The sequence below is a fragment of the Parabacteroides vesiculifaciens genome (assembly GCF_049860805.1).
In the GTDB taxonomy this organism is placed as follows: Bacteria; Bacteroidota; Bacteroidia; order Bacteroidales; family Tannerellaceae; genus Parabacteroides.
In genome coordinates, this window is the sequence record NZ_CP187555.1 from 4,821,525 (window position 1) to 4,837,231 (window position 15,707).

At 41.8% G+C, this 15,707-nt stretch carries 9 protein-coding genes; 7 read left to right on the forward strand and 2 right to left on the reverse strand.

The window, feature by feature from the left end:
* Positions 1-6: 6 nt before the first annotated feature.
* On the reverse strand, positions 7-2,823 hold the full coding sequence (locus ACPYIV_RS19295) for an outer membrane beta-barrel protein (RefSeq protein ID WP_425884670.1): 2,817 nt from the start codon (positions 2,821-2,823) through the stop codon (positions 7-9).
* A 206-nt stretch (positions 2,824-3,029) separates the two neighbouring features.
* Here ACPYIV_RS19295 and ACPYIV_RS19300 point away from each other — a divergent pair, with 206 nt between their 5' ends.
* Complete coding sequence (locus ACPYIV_RS19300; protein WP_005815306.1) at positions 3,030-4,319, forward strand: IS1380-like element IS612 family transposase; 1,290 nt, start codon at positions 3,030-3,032, stop codon at positions 4,317-4,319.
* Between the two features lie 356 nt (positions 4,320-4,675).
* Here the strand turns inward: ACPYIV_RS19300 and ACPYIV_RS19305 are convergent, their stop codons facing one another.
* Positions 4,676-5,230, reverse strand: coding sequence for an RNA polymerase sigma-70 factor (locus ACPYIV_RS19305; protein ID WP_293740514.1), 555 nt, complete (start codon positions 5,228-5,230; stop codon positions 4,676-4,678).
* Between the two features lie 183 nt (positions 5,231-5,413).
* On the opposite strand from ACPYIV_RS19305, the gene ACPYIV_RS19310 reads away from it, so the two are divergent.
* From ACPYIV_RS19310 to ACPYIV_RS19335, 6 genes are all read left to right on the forward strand, one after another.
* A complete protein-coding gene (locus ACPYIV_RS19310) occupies positions 5,414-6,472 on the forward strand; it encodes a FecR family protein (RefSeq protein WP_425884672.1) in 1,059 nt (352 codons plus the stop codon).
* A gap of 169 nt (positions 6,473-6,641) precedes the next feature.
* Positions 6,642-10,079 carry a TonB-dependent receptor gene (locus ACPYIV_RS19315; RefSeq protein WP_425884674.1) on the forward strand — a complete coding sequence of 1,146 codons (3,438 nt, stop codon included), beginning with the start codon at positions 6,642-6,644 and terminating at the stop codon, positions 10,077-10,079.
* A gap of 11 nt (positions 10,080-10,090) precedes the next feature.
* Positions 10,091-11,980 carry a RagB/SusD family nutrient uptake outer membrane protein gene (locus tag ACPYIV_RS19320; RefSeq protein WP_425884676.1) on the forward strand — a complete coding sequence of 630 codons (1,890 nt, stop codon included), beginning with the start codon at positions 10,091-10,093 and terminating at the stop codon, positions 11,978-11,980.
* Positions 11,981-11,996: 16 nt separating this feature from the next.
* Positions 11,997-12,500 (forward strand): hypothetical protein, encoded by a 504-nt coding sequence (locus ACPYIV_RS19325; protein WP_293740518.1) that lies wholly within the window; start codon positions 11,997-11,999, stop codon positions 12,498-12,500.
* A 15-nt stretch (positions 12,501-12,515) separates the two neighbouring features.
* A complete protein-coding gene (locus tag ACPYIV_RS19330) occupies positions 12,516-13,508 on the forward strand; it encodes a DUF4466 family protein (protein WP_293740519.1) in 993 nt (330 codons plus the stop codon).
* A gap of 114 nt (positions 13,509-13,622) precedes the next feature.
* Positions 13,623-15,704 carry a right-handed parallel beta-helix repeat-containing protein gene (locus ACPYIV_RS19335; RefSeq protein ID WP_425884679.1) on the forward strand — a complete coding sequence of 694 codons (2,082 nt, stop codon included), beginning with the start codon at positions 13,623-13,625 and terminating at the stop codon, positions 15,702-15,704.
* The last annotated feature ends 3 nt before the right edge of the window (positions 15,705-15,707 follow it).

The following is a 15,707-nucleotide window of genomic DNA, read 5'->3' on the forward strand; positions in this document are numbered from 1 at the left end:
CATTTATCAGAATCTTCCACCCGGAGGCGGACCCATCGGACCACCATGCCTCGGTCCTCTTCCGCCCGGTCCCTGCACGTCGTTCATGCTGGCTCCTCCTTTGAAGATGCTGAAGCGGTAGATGAAATGTACCATGAAGTAGCTCCCCAGGGTATTGTATTCGGAATCTTGCGTATAGCTGGCGGTTACGCTACGGGAGATGTTACTGCGTTGTTTCAATATGTCGTATATCTTGAAACGGAGTGTCGCCTGTTTCCCTTTCAGGAAAGATTTGGAGGCGGAGGCGTTCCATAATACTTCGTTCTGTTTGAAGCCGTCGGAATAACCTGAGTTTGTCGACCAGTTGATATCACTTTCCACCTTGAAATCGAGTGGCAGGTAGATGGTCGTCGTTCCGCCCACGCCGTAGTTGAAAGCGTTCAGGTCACTCTGTCCCTGAAGTGAGTTCTGTGTTCCGTTGTAGCGGATGTTACCGTTCAGCCCGAGGTCCAGATAGTCGGAACGAAAGTCGATACCCGCACGTTCCATCAAAACAAGATTCTTGTTTGTGTTTTTCTCGTCATTGATAAAACCGTTGTTGTTGGCATAAGAGGCCATTGTCATGGAGTTGATTGAGAACTTGCGGTTCTTGAGAGGGGTGTTGAACAGGACGCGGATATTCCCGTTGTAGTTCCCGTTTACATTATCGTAAGTCGTCATCTTTTTACCTGTGTTCCCGACATAGACAGACTTGTTGACAATAGCGTTGATTATATAGTCGAAATTCAACATCACCATCAGTGCCGTTTGCTTGTCCGGGACGAACTTCTGGAAACGCAGGAAGAAGTCGTTGGTATAGGTCGGCTTCAGATCCGGATTACCCATTGTCGTATTCAGCGGGTCGGAGATATCGGCCACTGGCTGCAATTGTGTCATGCTGGGTTGGCTGGTACGTCCGCGGTAGTTGATGCGAAGGTTTGTCCGCTTGTCGAATTTATAGTTGAAACGGATCATTGGCGAGAGATTTACCACATTGCGGGACAACTTGGACAAGATCGTGTCGCCCACGAAGTTCTCGCTCGTGCTGTGCGACGGGTCTAACGTCAGGCCGACCGTGTAATCATATTTTTCCCGGATCGCTTTGAAGGCAAGGCTTACCTGCTGGTTGATGAAGTTGTTGCGGTAGCTCTTGCTGTAAGCCGTGTCCAGCAGATTGTAATCTTCGCTTCCCTCTTCACGTGTGTAAGAGTTTTTCAAGGACTCCTGCTTGTTTTGCCGGATGCTGTAGGTTGCCTGGATGAAATTATTGTGGCCGATCGGTTCTACCCAGGATAAATAAGCCCGGTAGTTGAACCCTTTGTTGTCGTAACGGAAACGCTGGTCCACCAGTTCGTTGTCCATTCCGTTCGCCATCATCAGATACTCGGTGTTAGAATAGTTCAAACCTTTATTATAGGAATCGCTTAGCCCGCCCGATAAAGATCCGCTGAAGACGCGCCCTTCGCTGTTGAGTTTCCGGCTAAACTCCAGGCGGGCGTTGAGGTTATAACCGCTCCCGTCGGAAAGGTAATCGGATTCACCGATGTTGACCGTGTCGCGGTTTCCGTTCAGCGTGTTGAAGGTGCTCCCTTCGCGGTTGTGGCTGTTGCTATAGCTGAAACTCGGACGGAAGATGATTTGGGTAAGCGAGTCGGGTTTCCATTCCATACGGAGGTCGGCGGCCACATTGTCGCTGCGCGTGTTGCTGTTATTGTTTTCGTTGTAATACGAGGTGCTGTCGCCCGGTAAGATATTTTGCCGGTTACTTTTGCTGATCGCATCATTGTCGGAATGAGAATAACGAAGGTTACCCCCGACTGTTAGCTTCGGATTAAATTCCTTACTGAAGTTCAAGCCGATATTGCCGGATGTCGTGATACCGTTGCCGGCCCCGCCGCCCCGGCGTCCACGCGGTCCGCCCATTCCAGAAAACATGGTGGAGGCAAGGTCAGAGAATCCCATATTGTTTGTATTGTTGATGCCTCCCATCAAAGTCAACTGGTCGTTGTTGATGAAACGGTTCACCATAAAGTTTCCTTCATACCGGTCTTCGCTACCGTAACCGGCAAAAGCATTTCCGAACCAGCCTTGCTTCATACCGGGCTTGACGGTCAGGTTGATGACGGTTTCCTCTTCGCCGTCGTCGAATCCGGTCATCTTGGCCATATCGCTCAGTTTATCCAAAACCTGTACTTTGTCGATCATTTTCGAGGGCAGGTTCTTGGAGGCTACTTTCGGGTCGTCGGAGAAGAATTCCTTCCCGTCGATCAGTACCTTTTTGATTTCTTTCCCGTTGACCGTGATCTTCCCTTCACTGTCCACTTCCACACCCGGCATCTTTTTCAGCAGGTCTTCCAGCGTGGAACCTTCCGTGACTTTATAGGAATCCGCATTATACTCCATCGTATCGTTGCGTACCGTCACTTCCGGTGCTTTCCCGATCACGACAGCTTCGCCCAACTGGATCGCTCCGTCGGCAAGTGCGAGTTTGCCTAACTTGACCGGATTGGTTTTTCCCGTAATACGCAGGGGTTGATAGAGCGGATCGAATCCGACAAACGACACGTGCAGCAGATAGCTGCCGTTCTTTATATTCTTGAGAATGAAACTTCCGTTGCGTGATGTGGCGACACCTCCGATCATGGAACTGTCTTTTACGCTTAACAAACGGACTGTAGCCTGTTCGATCGGTTCATTGGTCCCCTCCTCAATCACCGTTCCGGTGATGTCTATACCGTGCTGTGCATACGTCGGCATAGTCAACAGAATTAAAAACAGAATAAAAAAATACCTTCCCGATTTCATAACTTTTGTTTTATCTTATCTGATATTAAGTACGAGAAGATAGACACGGCAGTTTCCCGTTAGTTTAACCTTAATTCCGCAAAACTTTGATTTAAATTAATTTATAAGTTCCTGAGCAACAAAAAGTTGCCCAGGATTTTGCCGTGTCAGATTTTTCACTTATCTTAGTGTTGCAATTAGAAAACAAGCGAAAATCGTAACAAGGCATGGCAAAGGTACAAATAAAATCTGAGAAACTCACACCTTTTGGAGGAATTTTTTCAATCATGGAGAAATTTGACTCCATGCTTTCACCCGTTATCGACTCAACACTGGGTCAGAGATGCCGCAGTATCATCGGATATCAGTTCAGCGAGATAGTCCGTTCGCTGATGAGCGTTTATTTCTGTGGCGGCTCATGCGTGGAAGACGTAACGTCACAACTGATGCGCCATCTCTCGTATCATCCTACCCTTCGTACATGCAGCTCTGATACCATCCTCAGAGCCATCAAGGAACTGACACAGGAAAACATCTCCTATACTTCCGACCAAGGCAAGACCTATGATTTCAATACTGCAGACAAACTCAACACATTGCTTATAAACGCTTTGGTTTCTACAGGCGAGTTGAAGGAAATTGAGGAATACGATGTTGACTTTGACCATCAGTTTCTTGAAACGGAGAAGTATGATGCAAAACCGACCTACAAAAAGTTCCTCGGCTACAGGCCTGGCGTATATGTTATCGGTGACAAGATAGTCTATATCGAGAACAGCGATGGCAACACGAATGTGCGTTTTCATCAGGCAGACACCCATAAGAGATTCTTCGCTCTTCTGGAATCCCAGAACATCCGTGTAAATCGCTTCAGGGCAGACTGCGGTTCCTGCTCGAAGGAAATCGTCAGTGAGATAGAGAAGCATTGCAAACATTTCTACATCCGTGCCAACCGATGCAGTTCGCTCTACAATGACATCTTTGCTCTGAGAGGATGGAAGACGGAGGAGATTAACGGCATCCAGTTCGAACTCAATTCCATTCTCGTTGAGAAATGGGAAGGCAAGTGCTATCGTCTTGTCATCCAGAGACAAAGACGCAACAGTGGCGACCTTGACCTATGGGAAGGCGAATACACTTACCGTTGTATTCTGACCAACGATTACAAGTCATCGACAAGGGACATTGTTGAATTCTACAATCTGCGTGGCGGCAAGGAACGTATCTTTGACGACATGAACAACGGATTCGGTTGGAGCAGGCTCCCCAAGTCATTCATGGCGGAGAATACTGTCTTTCTTCTGCTTACTGCATTGATACACAATTTCTACAAGACCATCATGAGCAGGCTTGACACCAAGGCTTTTGGGCTCAAGAAAACGAGTCGCATAAAGGCTTTTGTCTTCAGATTCATCTCCGTACCTGCCAAGTGGATCATGACTGCAAGGCAATACGTGCTGAATATCTACACAGAGAACCGCGCTTATGCAAAACCCTTCAAAACAGAATTCGGATAAGAATCCTTTCTTTCCGGTTAGAATCTGCGTATTACCTCAAGTCGCATCGTGGGGTAAGGGGATGTTGGCTACATATTGATGTTGTGCTGTTGCTTTTTACTGAAAGCTACTACTAACGACTCATAAATCTACCCTTAATCGTGTATTGGATGATAGTTGCGGATTTTAGGTTTAATAAGGTTTGGCTCGATTTTGATTTATTAACTAAAAAATAACCTTTGACAGATTGATACTGTTTCAGCTTTCTTACTATCTATATGAAGCGTTAAAAAATATTACCCGCTATAGTAATTCCATTTACTATGGCTATTAATCGTAATTAGGTGCTATAGTAGTTACATTTTGATAATACGTTTTTAGCCCAGGATGTTTATTAAGAGGGGCAAATAATCTTTTAATTTAAGGCGAAGTATCTTAAGTGCCTGCGATATTCTGTACTCGACGGTTTTTACCGATATCCCGAGTTTCTCGGCGATCTGCACATTCGTCTTTTCCCCGAAACGGCTCATGGCAAATGTCTCCCGATAGGTTTCAGGCAGGTTCTCGATCGCTTTTTGTATATTTTCCGTCAGTTCATTCACGAAATAGTAGTCCGGGTCCTCAAACTGATCTTTTATCTTCTCATAGATCTGGGTATGTATACGTTCGTGATACTGGTTTTTCCTGATCGCATTGAGGCAGCGGTGCTTGGTGGAGATAAACAGATAAGATTTCAAAGACGTCTCAATTACAAGATTCTCCCGTGTCTCCCAAAGGAAAAGCATCAACTCCTGCACAAGCTCTTCAGAATCATCATCGGAAATATACTGGGACGCATATTCGCAAAGGGGGGAGTAATACTTGACAAACAGTTGCTTGTAAGCATCCTTATCTCCTTCTTGTAATAAGGTGATTAAGTTCTTATCGTCCATGCCCTTTCCATTTAGATTTTTTATCTCTTTGCGCAAAGGTAAAAAATAATAAAACCATTTTGAATTTATAAGTAGGTTCTTTCCTGAAAACTTTAATCAAAGTCTCACTAACATTTATTTTTTTGCAAAAAACTGTATTTTCTGTTTAGGGTATGGTTCATGTGGTTTTGTCGTATATATAGAATGGAAATCGAAAAAGAACATACAAGCGGAATAATTCCTGATACTACTTTGCTCTTCAAATACTTTAGAGGTATGACGACTGAAGAGGAAAGGAATCTTGTGGAGGATTGGATGCGGATTTCAGAAGAAAACGAGAAAACCGTATTACAGACCGCCCGTATTTTTTATACATCTCAAACAAGTGAACGTATCCTTTCCCGAAATTCTATTGAGGCTTACAAAAAAGTTCAAAAGCGTATAAATAAGCGCAAGAAAAATATAAGGTTATACAGGATTTCTATTATTGCGGCGTGCTTTGTCGGACTTTTGGGTATGTCGACAGCTATTTCGTTTTTGTTGCGGAAGTCTTCCGCGTTGACTCCGCAGCAAATAACGGTTTGTGCAAATAGAGGTGTGAGGACAAGTCTTGATTTGCCGGATGGTTCGATTGCTTATTTGAATTCAGGCAGTACGCTATCTTATCCTGCATCATATGATAAAAAAGAAAGGCAGGTGACGCTTGTTGGTGAAGCTTATTTTTCAGTGAAACATGATCCGGAACATCCGTTTATTGTGAGTGTGTCTCATGATCGGTTGAAAGTGAAAGTTCTTGGAACAGAATTCAATGTTAGGGCTTATGAGAAAGAGGATGTTGTACAAACGACTTTAGTTTCCGGAGCTGTTAATATTGTAATGGAAGAGGATGAGGGAAAAACAAGTGTAAGGAATTTGTATCCGTCGGAAAAAGCAATTTATGATTTAACTGATAAGACCTTAGAGGTTATGAATGTTGATGTTGAGGGGGAGATTGCCTGGAAGGATGGACGTTTAGTCTTTAAAGAAACACCTTTACCCGAAGTCTTGGGATGTTTGGCTAATTTTTATAATGCCGATTTTAAAGTAATGGATTCGGTAATTAATTCGTATCGTTTTACCGGTACTTTTAATAATCGGCAGTTACCGCAAGTTTTAGATTATCTTCGGATTTCCTCCCGGATTGATTATTCGATAAAACGAATGGAAATAGATGATAGCCTGTCCGAGCAGCGGGAACAGGTTGTGCTTCACAAGATAAAATGAGCGTATGATGTTTAACTTAAATTTAATGCTTATGGAATAAAAGGAATAATAGAGAAAGAGAAAACGACGGATAAATACATATGGATTTTTCTCGTCAAATTAATTAATAGTCTGGATATCCAGATTTAATTTAATCTTAAATCAATAATTACAAGTATGGTTAAAAATAATGATGGTCGATTGGATCACAGTGATCCAATACCTGATTTCCGGAAATCAGGTATTGGATCACAGTGATCCAATACCTGATTTCCGGAAATCAGGTATTTATCGAGTATTTAATTTTATTTTTTTATTTCTGTTTTTCTACGCGGGAACAGTATTTGCATCAGGTTCTTATGCTTCAAATACGATACTGTCTATTAATGCAGAGAAGAAGAGTATAGCAGAAGTATTAAACGTTATAGAAAATAAATCGGAGTATCATTTTTTCTATAACAGTAAGTTGGTCAATGTCGATCGCAAAGTAACGCTTGCCGTAGATAACAAAGATATCTTTACGATATTAGACATTTTGTTTAAAAACAGTAATATAGCTTATAAAGTCGTAGATAAAGACATTATTCTGACTGAATCAGCTATTCCTTCAAAAAATGAAAAATACCAGGCAAGTAAACGAATCACCGGTATTATAAAAGATCAGACAGGTGAACCTGTCATAGGTGCGAATGTCGTGCTTAAGGGTGATAATGGGACCGGTACGATCACTGACATAAATGGGCGGTACAGCCTGGATGTTCCTGAAAATGCGATTTTGATAATTTCTTATATTGGATATACTTCCATCGAGATTCCGGTAAAAGGGCAATCGGAAATTAATGTGACATTGGAAGAAGATTCTCAAGCAATTGAAGAAGTTGTCGTTGTCGGCTATGGTACTCAAAAAAAGGTAAACTTAGTTGGAGCGGTGGCTGCTGTCAATGTTGATGAAAAAATATCGAGCCGTTCTATATCCAATGTGTCTTCCGGTCTTTCCGGTTTGGTACCTGGTTTACAGGTTTCCCAAACAACCAGTATGGCTGGTAATGATAATGCCTCATTGATGATTCGTGGTATGGGTACGGTGAACAATACCAGTCCGTTAGTAGTCGTTGACGGTATGCCGGATGTAGATATCAACCGTATCAATATGGCAGATGTTGAAAGTATTTCGGTATTGAAAGATGCAGCGTCTGCTTCTATTTATGGATCCCGTGCCGCTAATGGGGTTATTCTGATAACAACTCGTACTGGTAAAAAAGGGAAGACAAGTATTAATTTTACGGGTTCTTATGCGATAGAAAAACCTTCACGTTCTTATGACTTTATGGATGATTACCCACGTGCATTGACATTGCAACAGTTTAGGGCTGCATCAGGTACAAAACGGGAAAGTTACAACTTCAAAGATGGAACGATCGATCAATGGATGGCGTTGGGAATGATTGATCCGCTACGCTATCCGAATACTGATTGGTTTGATACTTTTATGCGTACCGGTACCCTTCAAAACTATACGCTTTCAGCAACTGGTGGAAACGATAAGTCTAATTTTTACATTTCTATCGGTATGATGGACAAAGAGGGTATTCAGATGAAAAACGATTTCAAACGTTATAATACCCGTTTCAATTATGACTATAATATGTTCAATAATGTGAAAGTGGGTGCTCGTTTTGATGGCAACTGGTCTGAATTTACTTATAGTGGTTATGCCGATGGTATTACGAATAACGATACCAGCGATTCCGGAGGTGGTGATATGCAATATGCAGTTGCAGGTGTTACTCCTTATGATCCTGTGACTGGCCGTTACGGTGGCGTTATGGCTTATGGCGAAGATATTCAGGCTTATAACCCGTATGCTTTTTTTGATAGCCGCAATCCGAAGCAGACTCGTCAACAATTGAATGGAAGTATTTATTTGGATTGGAATGTCTTTAAGGGTTTTACAGCTCATATCGATTATGCACTGAGCTTTAGTAACTATTTTCAGAAAAGGGCTGATACTCCGACCGGAGCTGCTTATGATTTTCAGACAGGAAAAGATATCGGACGTTATTATGTTGCTGATAATGTGGGGGTCAGTGATAATAATACAACCAACTACAAGACACAGTTGAATGGTCGTTTGCAATATGAAACGACTATTGCGAAAAATCATAATATCGGTGCTATGTTTGTCTATAGCGAAGAATATTGGCATACCCGTTCAACGGGGGCTTCCCGCAACGATCGTATTCATCCGTCGACCAGTGAAATTAATGCAGCTTTGACGAATGTTCAAAGTAATTCGGGAAGTTCTGCTTCTGAAGGTTTGAGATCCTATATCGGGCGTATGAATTATAGCGCATATGACAAGTATTTGTTAGAATTCAGTTTCCGCGTGGATGGATCTTCAAAGTTTATAAAAGGTCATCAGTATGGTTTCTTCCCGACTGTGGCAGCAGGTTGGCGTTTCACTGAAGAAGAGTTTCTGAAGAAATATTTTTCTTCTTGGCTTTCAAGTGGTAAACTTCGTGCTTCTTGGGGAAAGTTAGGAGACAATTCGGGAGTTGGCCGTTTTGAACAGTTGGAAACCCTAAGCGCTATGAATTATATGTCGAGCGATGTTGTTAAAGGATTTGTCAACAAGAAAATGGTTAACAAAGATCTTTCTTGGGAAGTATCTACGGATATCAACGTGGGTTTGGATTTAGGTTTCTTGAATAATCGCTTGCGTACGGAAATCGATTTCTATAACCGTTTGCGTACAGGTATGAACCGCCCGTCCCAGATGTCAATACACCTGACTGGTGCGTATAGTGCTCCCCGTGCTAATATCGGTGATTTGCTGAATAGGGGTTTGGAATTGAACTTGACCTGGAAAGATAAAATCGGTAATGTGGATTATTCTGTTAACCTGAACGGAGCTTATAACCGAACAGTATTGAAAGAGTGGAACGAATTCCTCAGTCGGGGATGGGTTTATCTGGATATGCCTTACCATTTCTTATATATTTATGAAAACAACGGTATTGCTCAAACTTGGCAGGATATTTATAACAACACGCCTCAAGGTCTATCGCCAGGTGATGTGATCCGTAAAGATTTGAACGGCGATGGTATAATAGATGGCAAAGATAAAAAAGCTTATCCGAATATTCAGCGGGATCGTCCGACAACAACTTATGGTATTACCTTGCAGGCTGCTTGGAAAGGATTCGATATCTCTATGTTGTTTAATGGAGGTTTGGGACGTAAGGATTTCTGGCTTACAGACTTTAATAATACGGCATTTGCCGACAGGCGATATGCTTCCACATGGGATCACTGGACCGAACCCTGGTCTTTAGAGAACAGAGGTGGGGAGTGGCCGAGATTAGGTACAAGTACGGATAGAAGCGATAACAGCTATTGGCTTTATAACATGAATTATCTTAGAATGAAAAATATCATGTTAGGATATAATCTGCCGAAAAAACTTTTATCAAAGATATCGATGACGAATTTGAGGATTTATGCTTCAGCCGAAAATTTGTTTACCGTGACAAAATATCCTGGGCTGGATCCTGAAAAGAAAAACAGTGCCCGTGACTTGTATCCGATCAACCGGTCTTTCTCAATCGGTCTTAATGTTAGTTTTTAAACAGGAATGGTATGAAAAAAAATGGATTTATAATATTAACGATCGCATGTGTTGTTGGAGCTAATCTGACATTATCTTCATGCGTTGATAATTTATTGAACCAGACTCCGGCAGGAGAACTGGCTTCTTCCTTATATTGGAAAACAGAAAGTGATGCAGAATATGCAATCAATGGTGTTTATAGCCAGGCGAGAGCTATGTTCAATCGTGATTATGTATTCGATGGGAACACGGAATATCTGAGATTCAGAGGAAATGTCGGCACATCTCAAGCTACCGGAGACCGGAGCATCGCTTATCGTAGCGGTTCTTATAATAATCCTTCTTCCACATACGGGAGTAGTTTCGATAATTATTATCAATATGCTTATGCAACGGTCAATCGTGCCAACTATGCTATTCAGAATATAGAAAAAATGCTCCCCGATGTCAAGACGGAAGAGTCTAAAGCAAAGTTGGAAGCCTTTATTGGTGAAGCTAAGATGTTAAGAGGAATGGCTTATTTCCGCCTGATTTCCATGTGGGGAGATGTGCCGTATTTTGATAAGATCATAGAGAGTAATGATGAGGTAGCCAACATTTCACGTACTTCTATTACTGAAATTAAGCAGCATATTTATGATGATTTTACTTATGCCTGGGAAAAACTTCCGGCAAAACCGGTGGCTTTAGGACGTTTTACTAAATGGGGCGCTTTGGCATTCCGGGGTAAATTGCAACTTTTTTGGGCTTGCTGGAACCGTACCTCTTGGCCGTGGAATACTCCAGTCTCTCCTGACGGAGGTTGGCCGGAATTAGACACGTTCACTCCTAATGCGTCTGAGTCGGCACAAGCCTATAAAGATGCAGCTGCCGATTTTAAGAAAGTAATCGAGGAATCTGGTATTAGTTTGTTCCGTAATGGTGAACCTGGCGATTGGGGAGAAATGGGGGGATGTGAAGTATTGCCTAATTATTTCTATCTCTTTTTACCAACGGCAAATGCAGATCCTGAATTAATGGTCGGTTTTACGCATGGTGGAACCGGAACCGGACAGGGGGAAGAGTTGATGAGAGATTTCGGTACACGTGCAACGGAAGGTAGCCAAGGATGGGGACAACCACGTGCAGAATTGGCTAATCGTTACCAGTCAACTGTCACTGGTGATTTTTGCGAAAATCTGATCCCGAAGAATCCGGCTGATGCAGATGCTCGTACAGCTATTAATTCTGCTTTAAATCCTGAATCTTATAAAGATCGTGATTACCGTATGAAATCGACATTATTATGGGACGGAGAAACGATGGTGACCATGTTAAGTCTTTCTTTTGATCAAATTCGTAAGTATCAGTATAAGACATTAAAAGGTACGGTAGACGGGTACGGCGCTATCAATGCCGATGGTGATCAGACCGGTTATATCATGAGAAAGTTTGTCCGCAATTATGCTGGACAAGGTCGTTCGGATGGTGATTACCATATGCCGGTAATGCGTTTGGCCGATGTCTATTTGATGTATGCGGAAGCAGCCAATGAGGCTTATGGTCCTACAGGTGATGGAGGACTGGCACTTGATGTTGTCAATCGAGTTCGGCATCGCGGTAATTTGCCGGCTTTAAAACCAGAGAAATATGCTGATAAATTGACATTCTTTTATGCGATCGAGCAGGAGAGAATAGTAGAATTGTTTGCGGAAGGACAGCGTTTCTTCGATCTTCGCCGCTGGCGGTCCATAGAACGCGTCTTTTTGCCGCCACAGACATCTCCTGGGGTTAGGATGTATGATACACACGGTGCTTTGAGGCAGACTGTGTTTAATAATACTTCCTTGTTGAACTATCAACGAAACTATATCTTCCGGATTCCACCTTCTGAAAGAAATAAGAATCCGAATTTGACACAGAATACACCATGGTTGTAATTAAAAATTGGATGATATGAAAAATATGATTAATAAAATTTGCTTGTTTCTGTTCATTGCCCTGATTGCCGCATCATGTGAAGATTTTCCGGTAGATGAAGACGGTTTGCTGATCACGACAAGAGCGGAATGTTATGTGAGTAACTTTGATTTGTATGATACGGATCATCAGACGATTAAGTTGGGTAATGCCTATATTGATACGACAGCTCAAGTCGCTGTTATGTATGTCAAATTTGGTACTCCGATTAATAATGTTTGGCCGCGTATATCTCTTTGTGAAGATGCAAAACTGGCTCCTAAAATTACGGATTGGATGGATTTCTCCGGTTCCAAAATGAACCTGGAATTCATCGAAGGTGATTGGAAGTCCGGGAATCCGTCAGATCAGTTGGGTGAACGCATAGTTAATAATCCGTCGGCATTTCCCTCGACAGCCAAACGATTTACTGTAATCGCCGGTAATCGTGAAATTAAAAAGGAATACATATTCCTTATAGTAGAAAGACCATTGCAATAATAAAAGATGAAAAGTATGAAACTGAAATATTATTATTTTATATTGTTGTCATTTGCTTTAACTTTGGTTGCATGTGATGATGATCCCGTGTTATTTAAGGATCCGGTCTCTGCATTAAGCAATGATTGTATCAAACGCAGTCTACCTGTTGCTCCGAATATCGTAGGCAATGAAATAGAATTTGTCTATGCGATGGCTATTCCTGATGAACTGGGAAAACTTTCGTCCGCTCAGGTGGTGAGCAGTATTGCCGGTGCTGCCGGTACTTACTTTGATCCTAATTCGTATTATACAAATTCTTCTGGTCAGGATATCCCCGTAAAAGTTTGTTCGGACTCACAAACAAGTGGATCGACAACTTCTATAAATTTTTCTGTTGATACTTGTGCGGCGACTCTTCGTTACTATTATATTATACCGGAGGAGGCTCGTGGTAAAGAAGTACAGTTTGCATTCTCGGTTAAAGCCAGTAACGGCCAGACTGCGGAATACAAATTAGGCCCGTATAAAATTTCAAAAATGGATATGATCAAGGATTTGTCAGTGACTGATGACAAATGTTATCTTTCATTTTCGAATGAAGGAGAAGCTGTACATATCTATTCAAAGGAAGACTTACAGGCTGATCCTTCATTGGCAGCGAAGATTGATATCATGTATGCCTATAGTGGAAAGTCTGATCTGTCACATGCTTTCTATACTCCCTCTTCTCCAAAAGAATATATGGGTGAAGCGAAACTCCCTTCTGGTTTTGTCAATAATACCAAGATGATCAAAATTTATGGTTTACAGGATCGTCAATTGTCTGATTTGCAATATAGCAAATTTGTTGATGATTTGGATTTTGAAACAATCGATATGTCTAAGGGCATGAACTATATCTTGGGATTGAAAGAAGAAGCCGGTGCATGGATTGAGACAGCAGACGCTAAATATCGGGCATATGTTTATATTAACAAGGCATCTACAGGTGAGATGACTATCAGTGCCAAAAGGTATAAAATGTAAGTTTAATTGATGAGTTGAGAGGTTGGTAAGTTGAAGAAAGATTATAAACTCTTTAACTTACCAACTGATTAACCCTTTATTTTTAATCTATTCTATTATATAAACCAATATATCATGAGACACAACATACGATTTTTATTGATAGTAACTACGCTTTTTTTGATGACCGGTGTTGGAATTGCCCAACATTTTGTCCATCCCGGCATAGATATGAATCAAGCGGATTTGGAGTATATGCGTAAGCAAGTACAGGAAGGAAAACAACCTTGGAAGGATGCTTATGATTTGTTGAAAGAAAAAACATCTTTGGATTTTCAGGTAAGGCCTTTTGCCCATGTGATCAGTGGACCCTATTCCAAGCCTGATATAGGAGGTAAGGATTTGTCTCAGTCTGCACGTATGGCGTATAGTTGTGCAGTCTTATGGTATATTTCAAGAGAAGAGCGTTATGCTGAAATAGTGGTCGATATTATTGAGAAGTGGGCCAATACTTTACGCAGTTTCGATGAGAATAACGCCAAATTGCTTGTGGCATTGACTGGTTATGAGTTTTGTAATGCTGCCGAGATTTTGCGCTATAATTATTCCGGATGGAAAAAGAAAGATACGGAAAATATGACACGATTGATGATGTCTGCTTTCTATCCGACTATTCGTTATTATTTTCCTGTTGCAAACGGTAATTGGGACGGAGCGATTATGCATACCTTGCTGGCCATTGCTGTTTTTACTGATAATAGGGAATTATTCGATAATGCAGTCTATCATTATTTGCATGCTAATGCGAATGGTAGTCTGATTAAATATATTTATCCTACCGGCCAATGCCAGGAGACTCGTCGGGATCAGGGGCATGTCCAAATGGGACTTTATGAATTTGCAGGAGCGGCACGTATTGCCTACACACAAGGTGTGGATCTGTTCAGTGCTGCGGATAACAGGTTGGCTTTAGGTTTGGAGTATTCGGCACGTTTTATATGCGGTGATTCTGTTTATGCTTATGGCGTTCCTTCGCAACGGGAACGGTTTAAATATCGGGCAGGATTCGAATACTGCATCGATCATTTTACAGCAAAGGGCGTCGACATGCCTTATCTGAGAGAATTATGTAGTCGTACTAAAATGAACAATCCGGCAAATGCTTTGTGGAAGTTGACCGCATTTCGTGAAGAGTTCCGGCAGAAACCTTCTGAACTTGTCGGTATTCGGGAAAGTAAAATTGCTTATCATGCAGGTGCGACATTGGAACAGAATCATCCGATGAAACATTCTGTAATCGAAGTTAATAACCGAGAAGACCTTCAAGCGGTATTGAATGCGAATGCCGGTTCTGGCAAAACACTTTTTTTACGTGCCGGTGAATATAAATTGAAACAATCCTTGACCATTCCTTCTGATATACATATTTGTGGAGAAGGACGGAGTACAGTTTTGATTTGTGAACCGACGGTCCGGACAGCAGCTATCTTATTGGGAGATTTGGATGCAAAAAATATTACGATAGAGAATCTCGTAGTAGATGGTTCCAAAGAACATCAGGAAGCCTATGATCCGAACTCCGGACGTTTCTACAGAACCGGACGTTATAGTAATGCATTGGCAGGGATTTCCATGAGAGGAGAAACAGGACATGCTTTCGGCAATATTAAATTGAAAAATCTGACTGTGATCAATTTTTCCAGATCTGGAGTTTATATATCGGATGCGGAAGGAATCGAGATCGAACATTGTGATTTTACGGAAAATGGTGCACATGTCGTACCCGGTCCGAGACTACAACACAACCTGATGATTCAACACTCCACAGGTGTTACGATAAAGGGTTCACGATTCGATACATCCATACGTGGTTGCGGGTTGGTTCTTGATCATTGTAAGTCATTAAAGGTCGAAAACTGTGAAATTGCCAGGAATGGTTGGCATGGTCTGTTAATGGCTGAATGTCATAACGGCGAGATCGAAAATTGTCTGATTGAAGGTAATGACGGATGCGGTTTTATGGGTGAGTATCTGCATGATGGTTCCAGCTTGATTCAAATCAGGAATAATAAGATCCAGTATAATAATGATTATGGAATTCAGATGTTTGGCATGAAAAAAACAGATATAAAAGATAATCTTTATAGATGGAACGGTAAAAAAGATGGACAGGAATGGCTTTCTTCTGAAAAAAAACTGCAATTGGAACAATTATAATGA

What these genes read in the sequence shown, in the direction of transcription:
- ACPYIV_RS19295 (WP_425884670.1), bottom strand. Translation starts at nt 2,823, where the DNA reads ATGAAATCGGGAAGGTATTTTTTTATTCTGTTTTTAATTCTGTTGACT.
- ACPYIV_RS19300 (WP_005815306.1), top strand. Translation starts at nt 3,030, where the DNA reads ATGGCAAAGGTACAAATAAAATCTGAGAAACTCACACCTTTTGGAGGA.
- ACPYIV_RS19305 (WP_293740514.1), bottom strand. Translation starts at nt 5,230, where the DNA reads ATGGACGATAAGAACTTAATCACCTTATTACAAGAAGGAGATAAGGAT.
- ACPYIV_RS19310 (WP_425884672.1), top strand. Translation starts at nt 5,414, where the DNA reads ATGGAAATCGAAAAAGAACATACAAGCGGAATAATTCCTGATACTACT.
- ACPYIV_RS19315 (WP_425884674.1), top strand. Translation starts at nt 6,642, where the DNA reads ATGATGGTCGATTGGATCACAGTGATCCAATACCTGATTTCCGGAAAT.
- ACPYIV_RS19320 (WP_425884676.1), top strand. Translation starts at nt 10,091, where the DNA reads ATGAAAAAAAATGGATTTATAATATTAACGATCGCATGTGTTGTTGGA.
- ACPYIV_RS19325 (WP_293740518.1), top strand. Translation starts at nt 11,997, where the DNA reads ATGAAAAATATGATTAATAAAATTTGCTTGTTTCTGTTCATTGCCCTG.
- ACPYIV_RS19330 (WP_293740519.1), top strand. Translation starts at nt 12,516, where the DNA reads ATGAAACTGAAATATTATTATTTTATATTGTTGTCATTTGCTTTAACT.
- ACPYIV_RS19335 (WP_425884679.1), top strand. Translation starts at nt 13,623, where the DNA reads ATGAGACACAACATACGATTTTTATTGATAGTAACTACGCTTTTTTTG.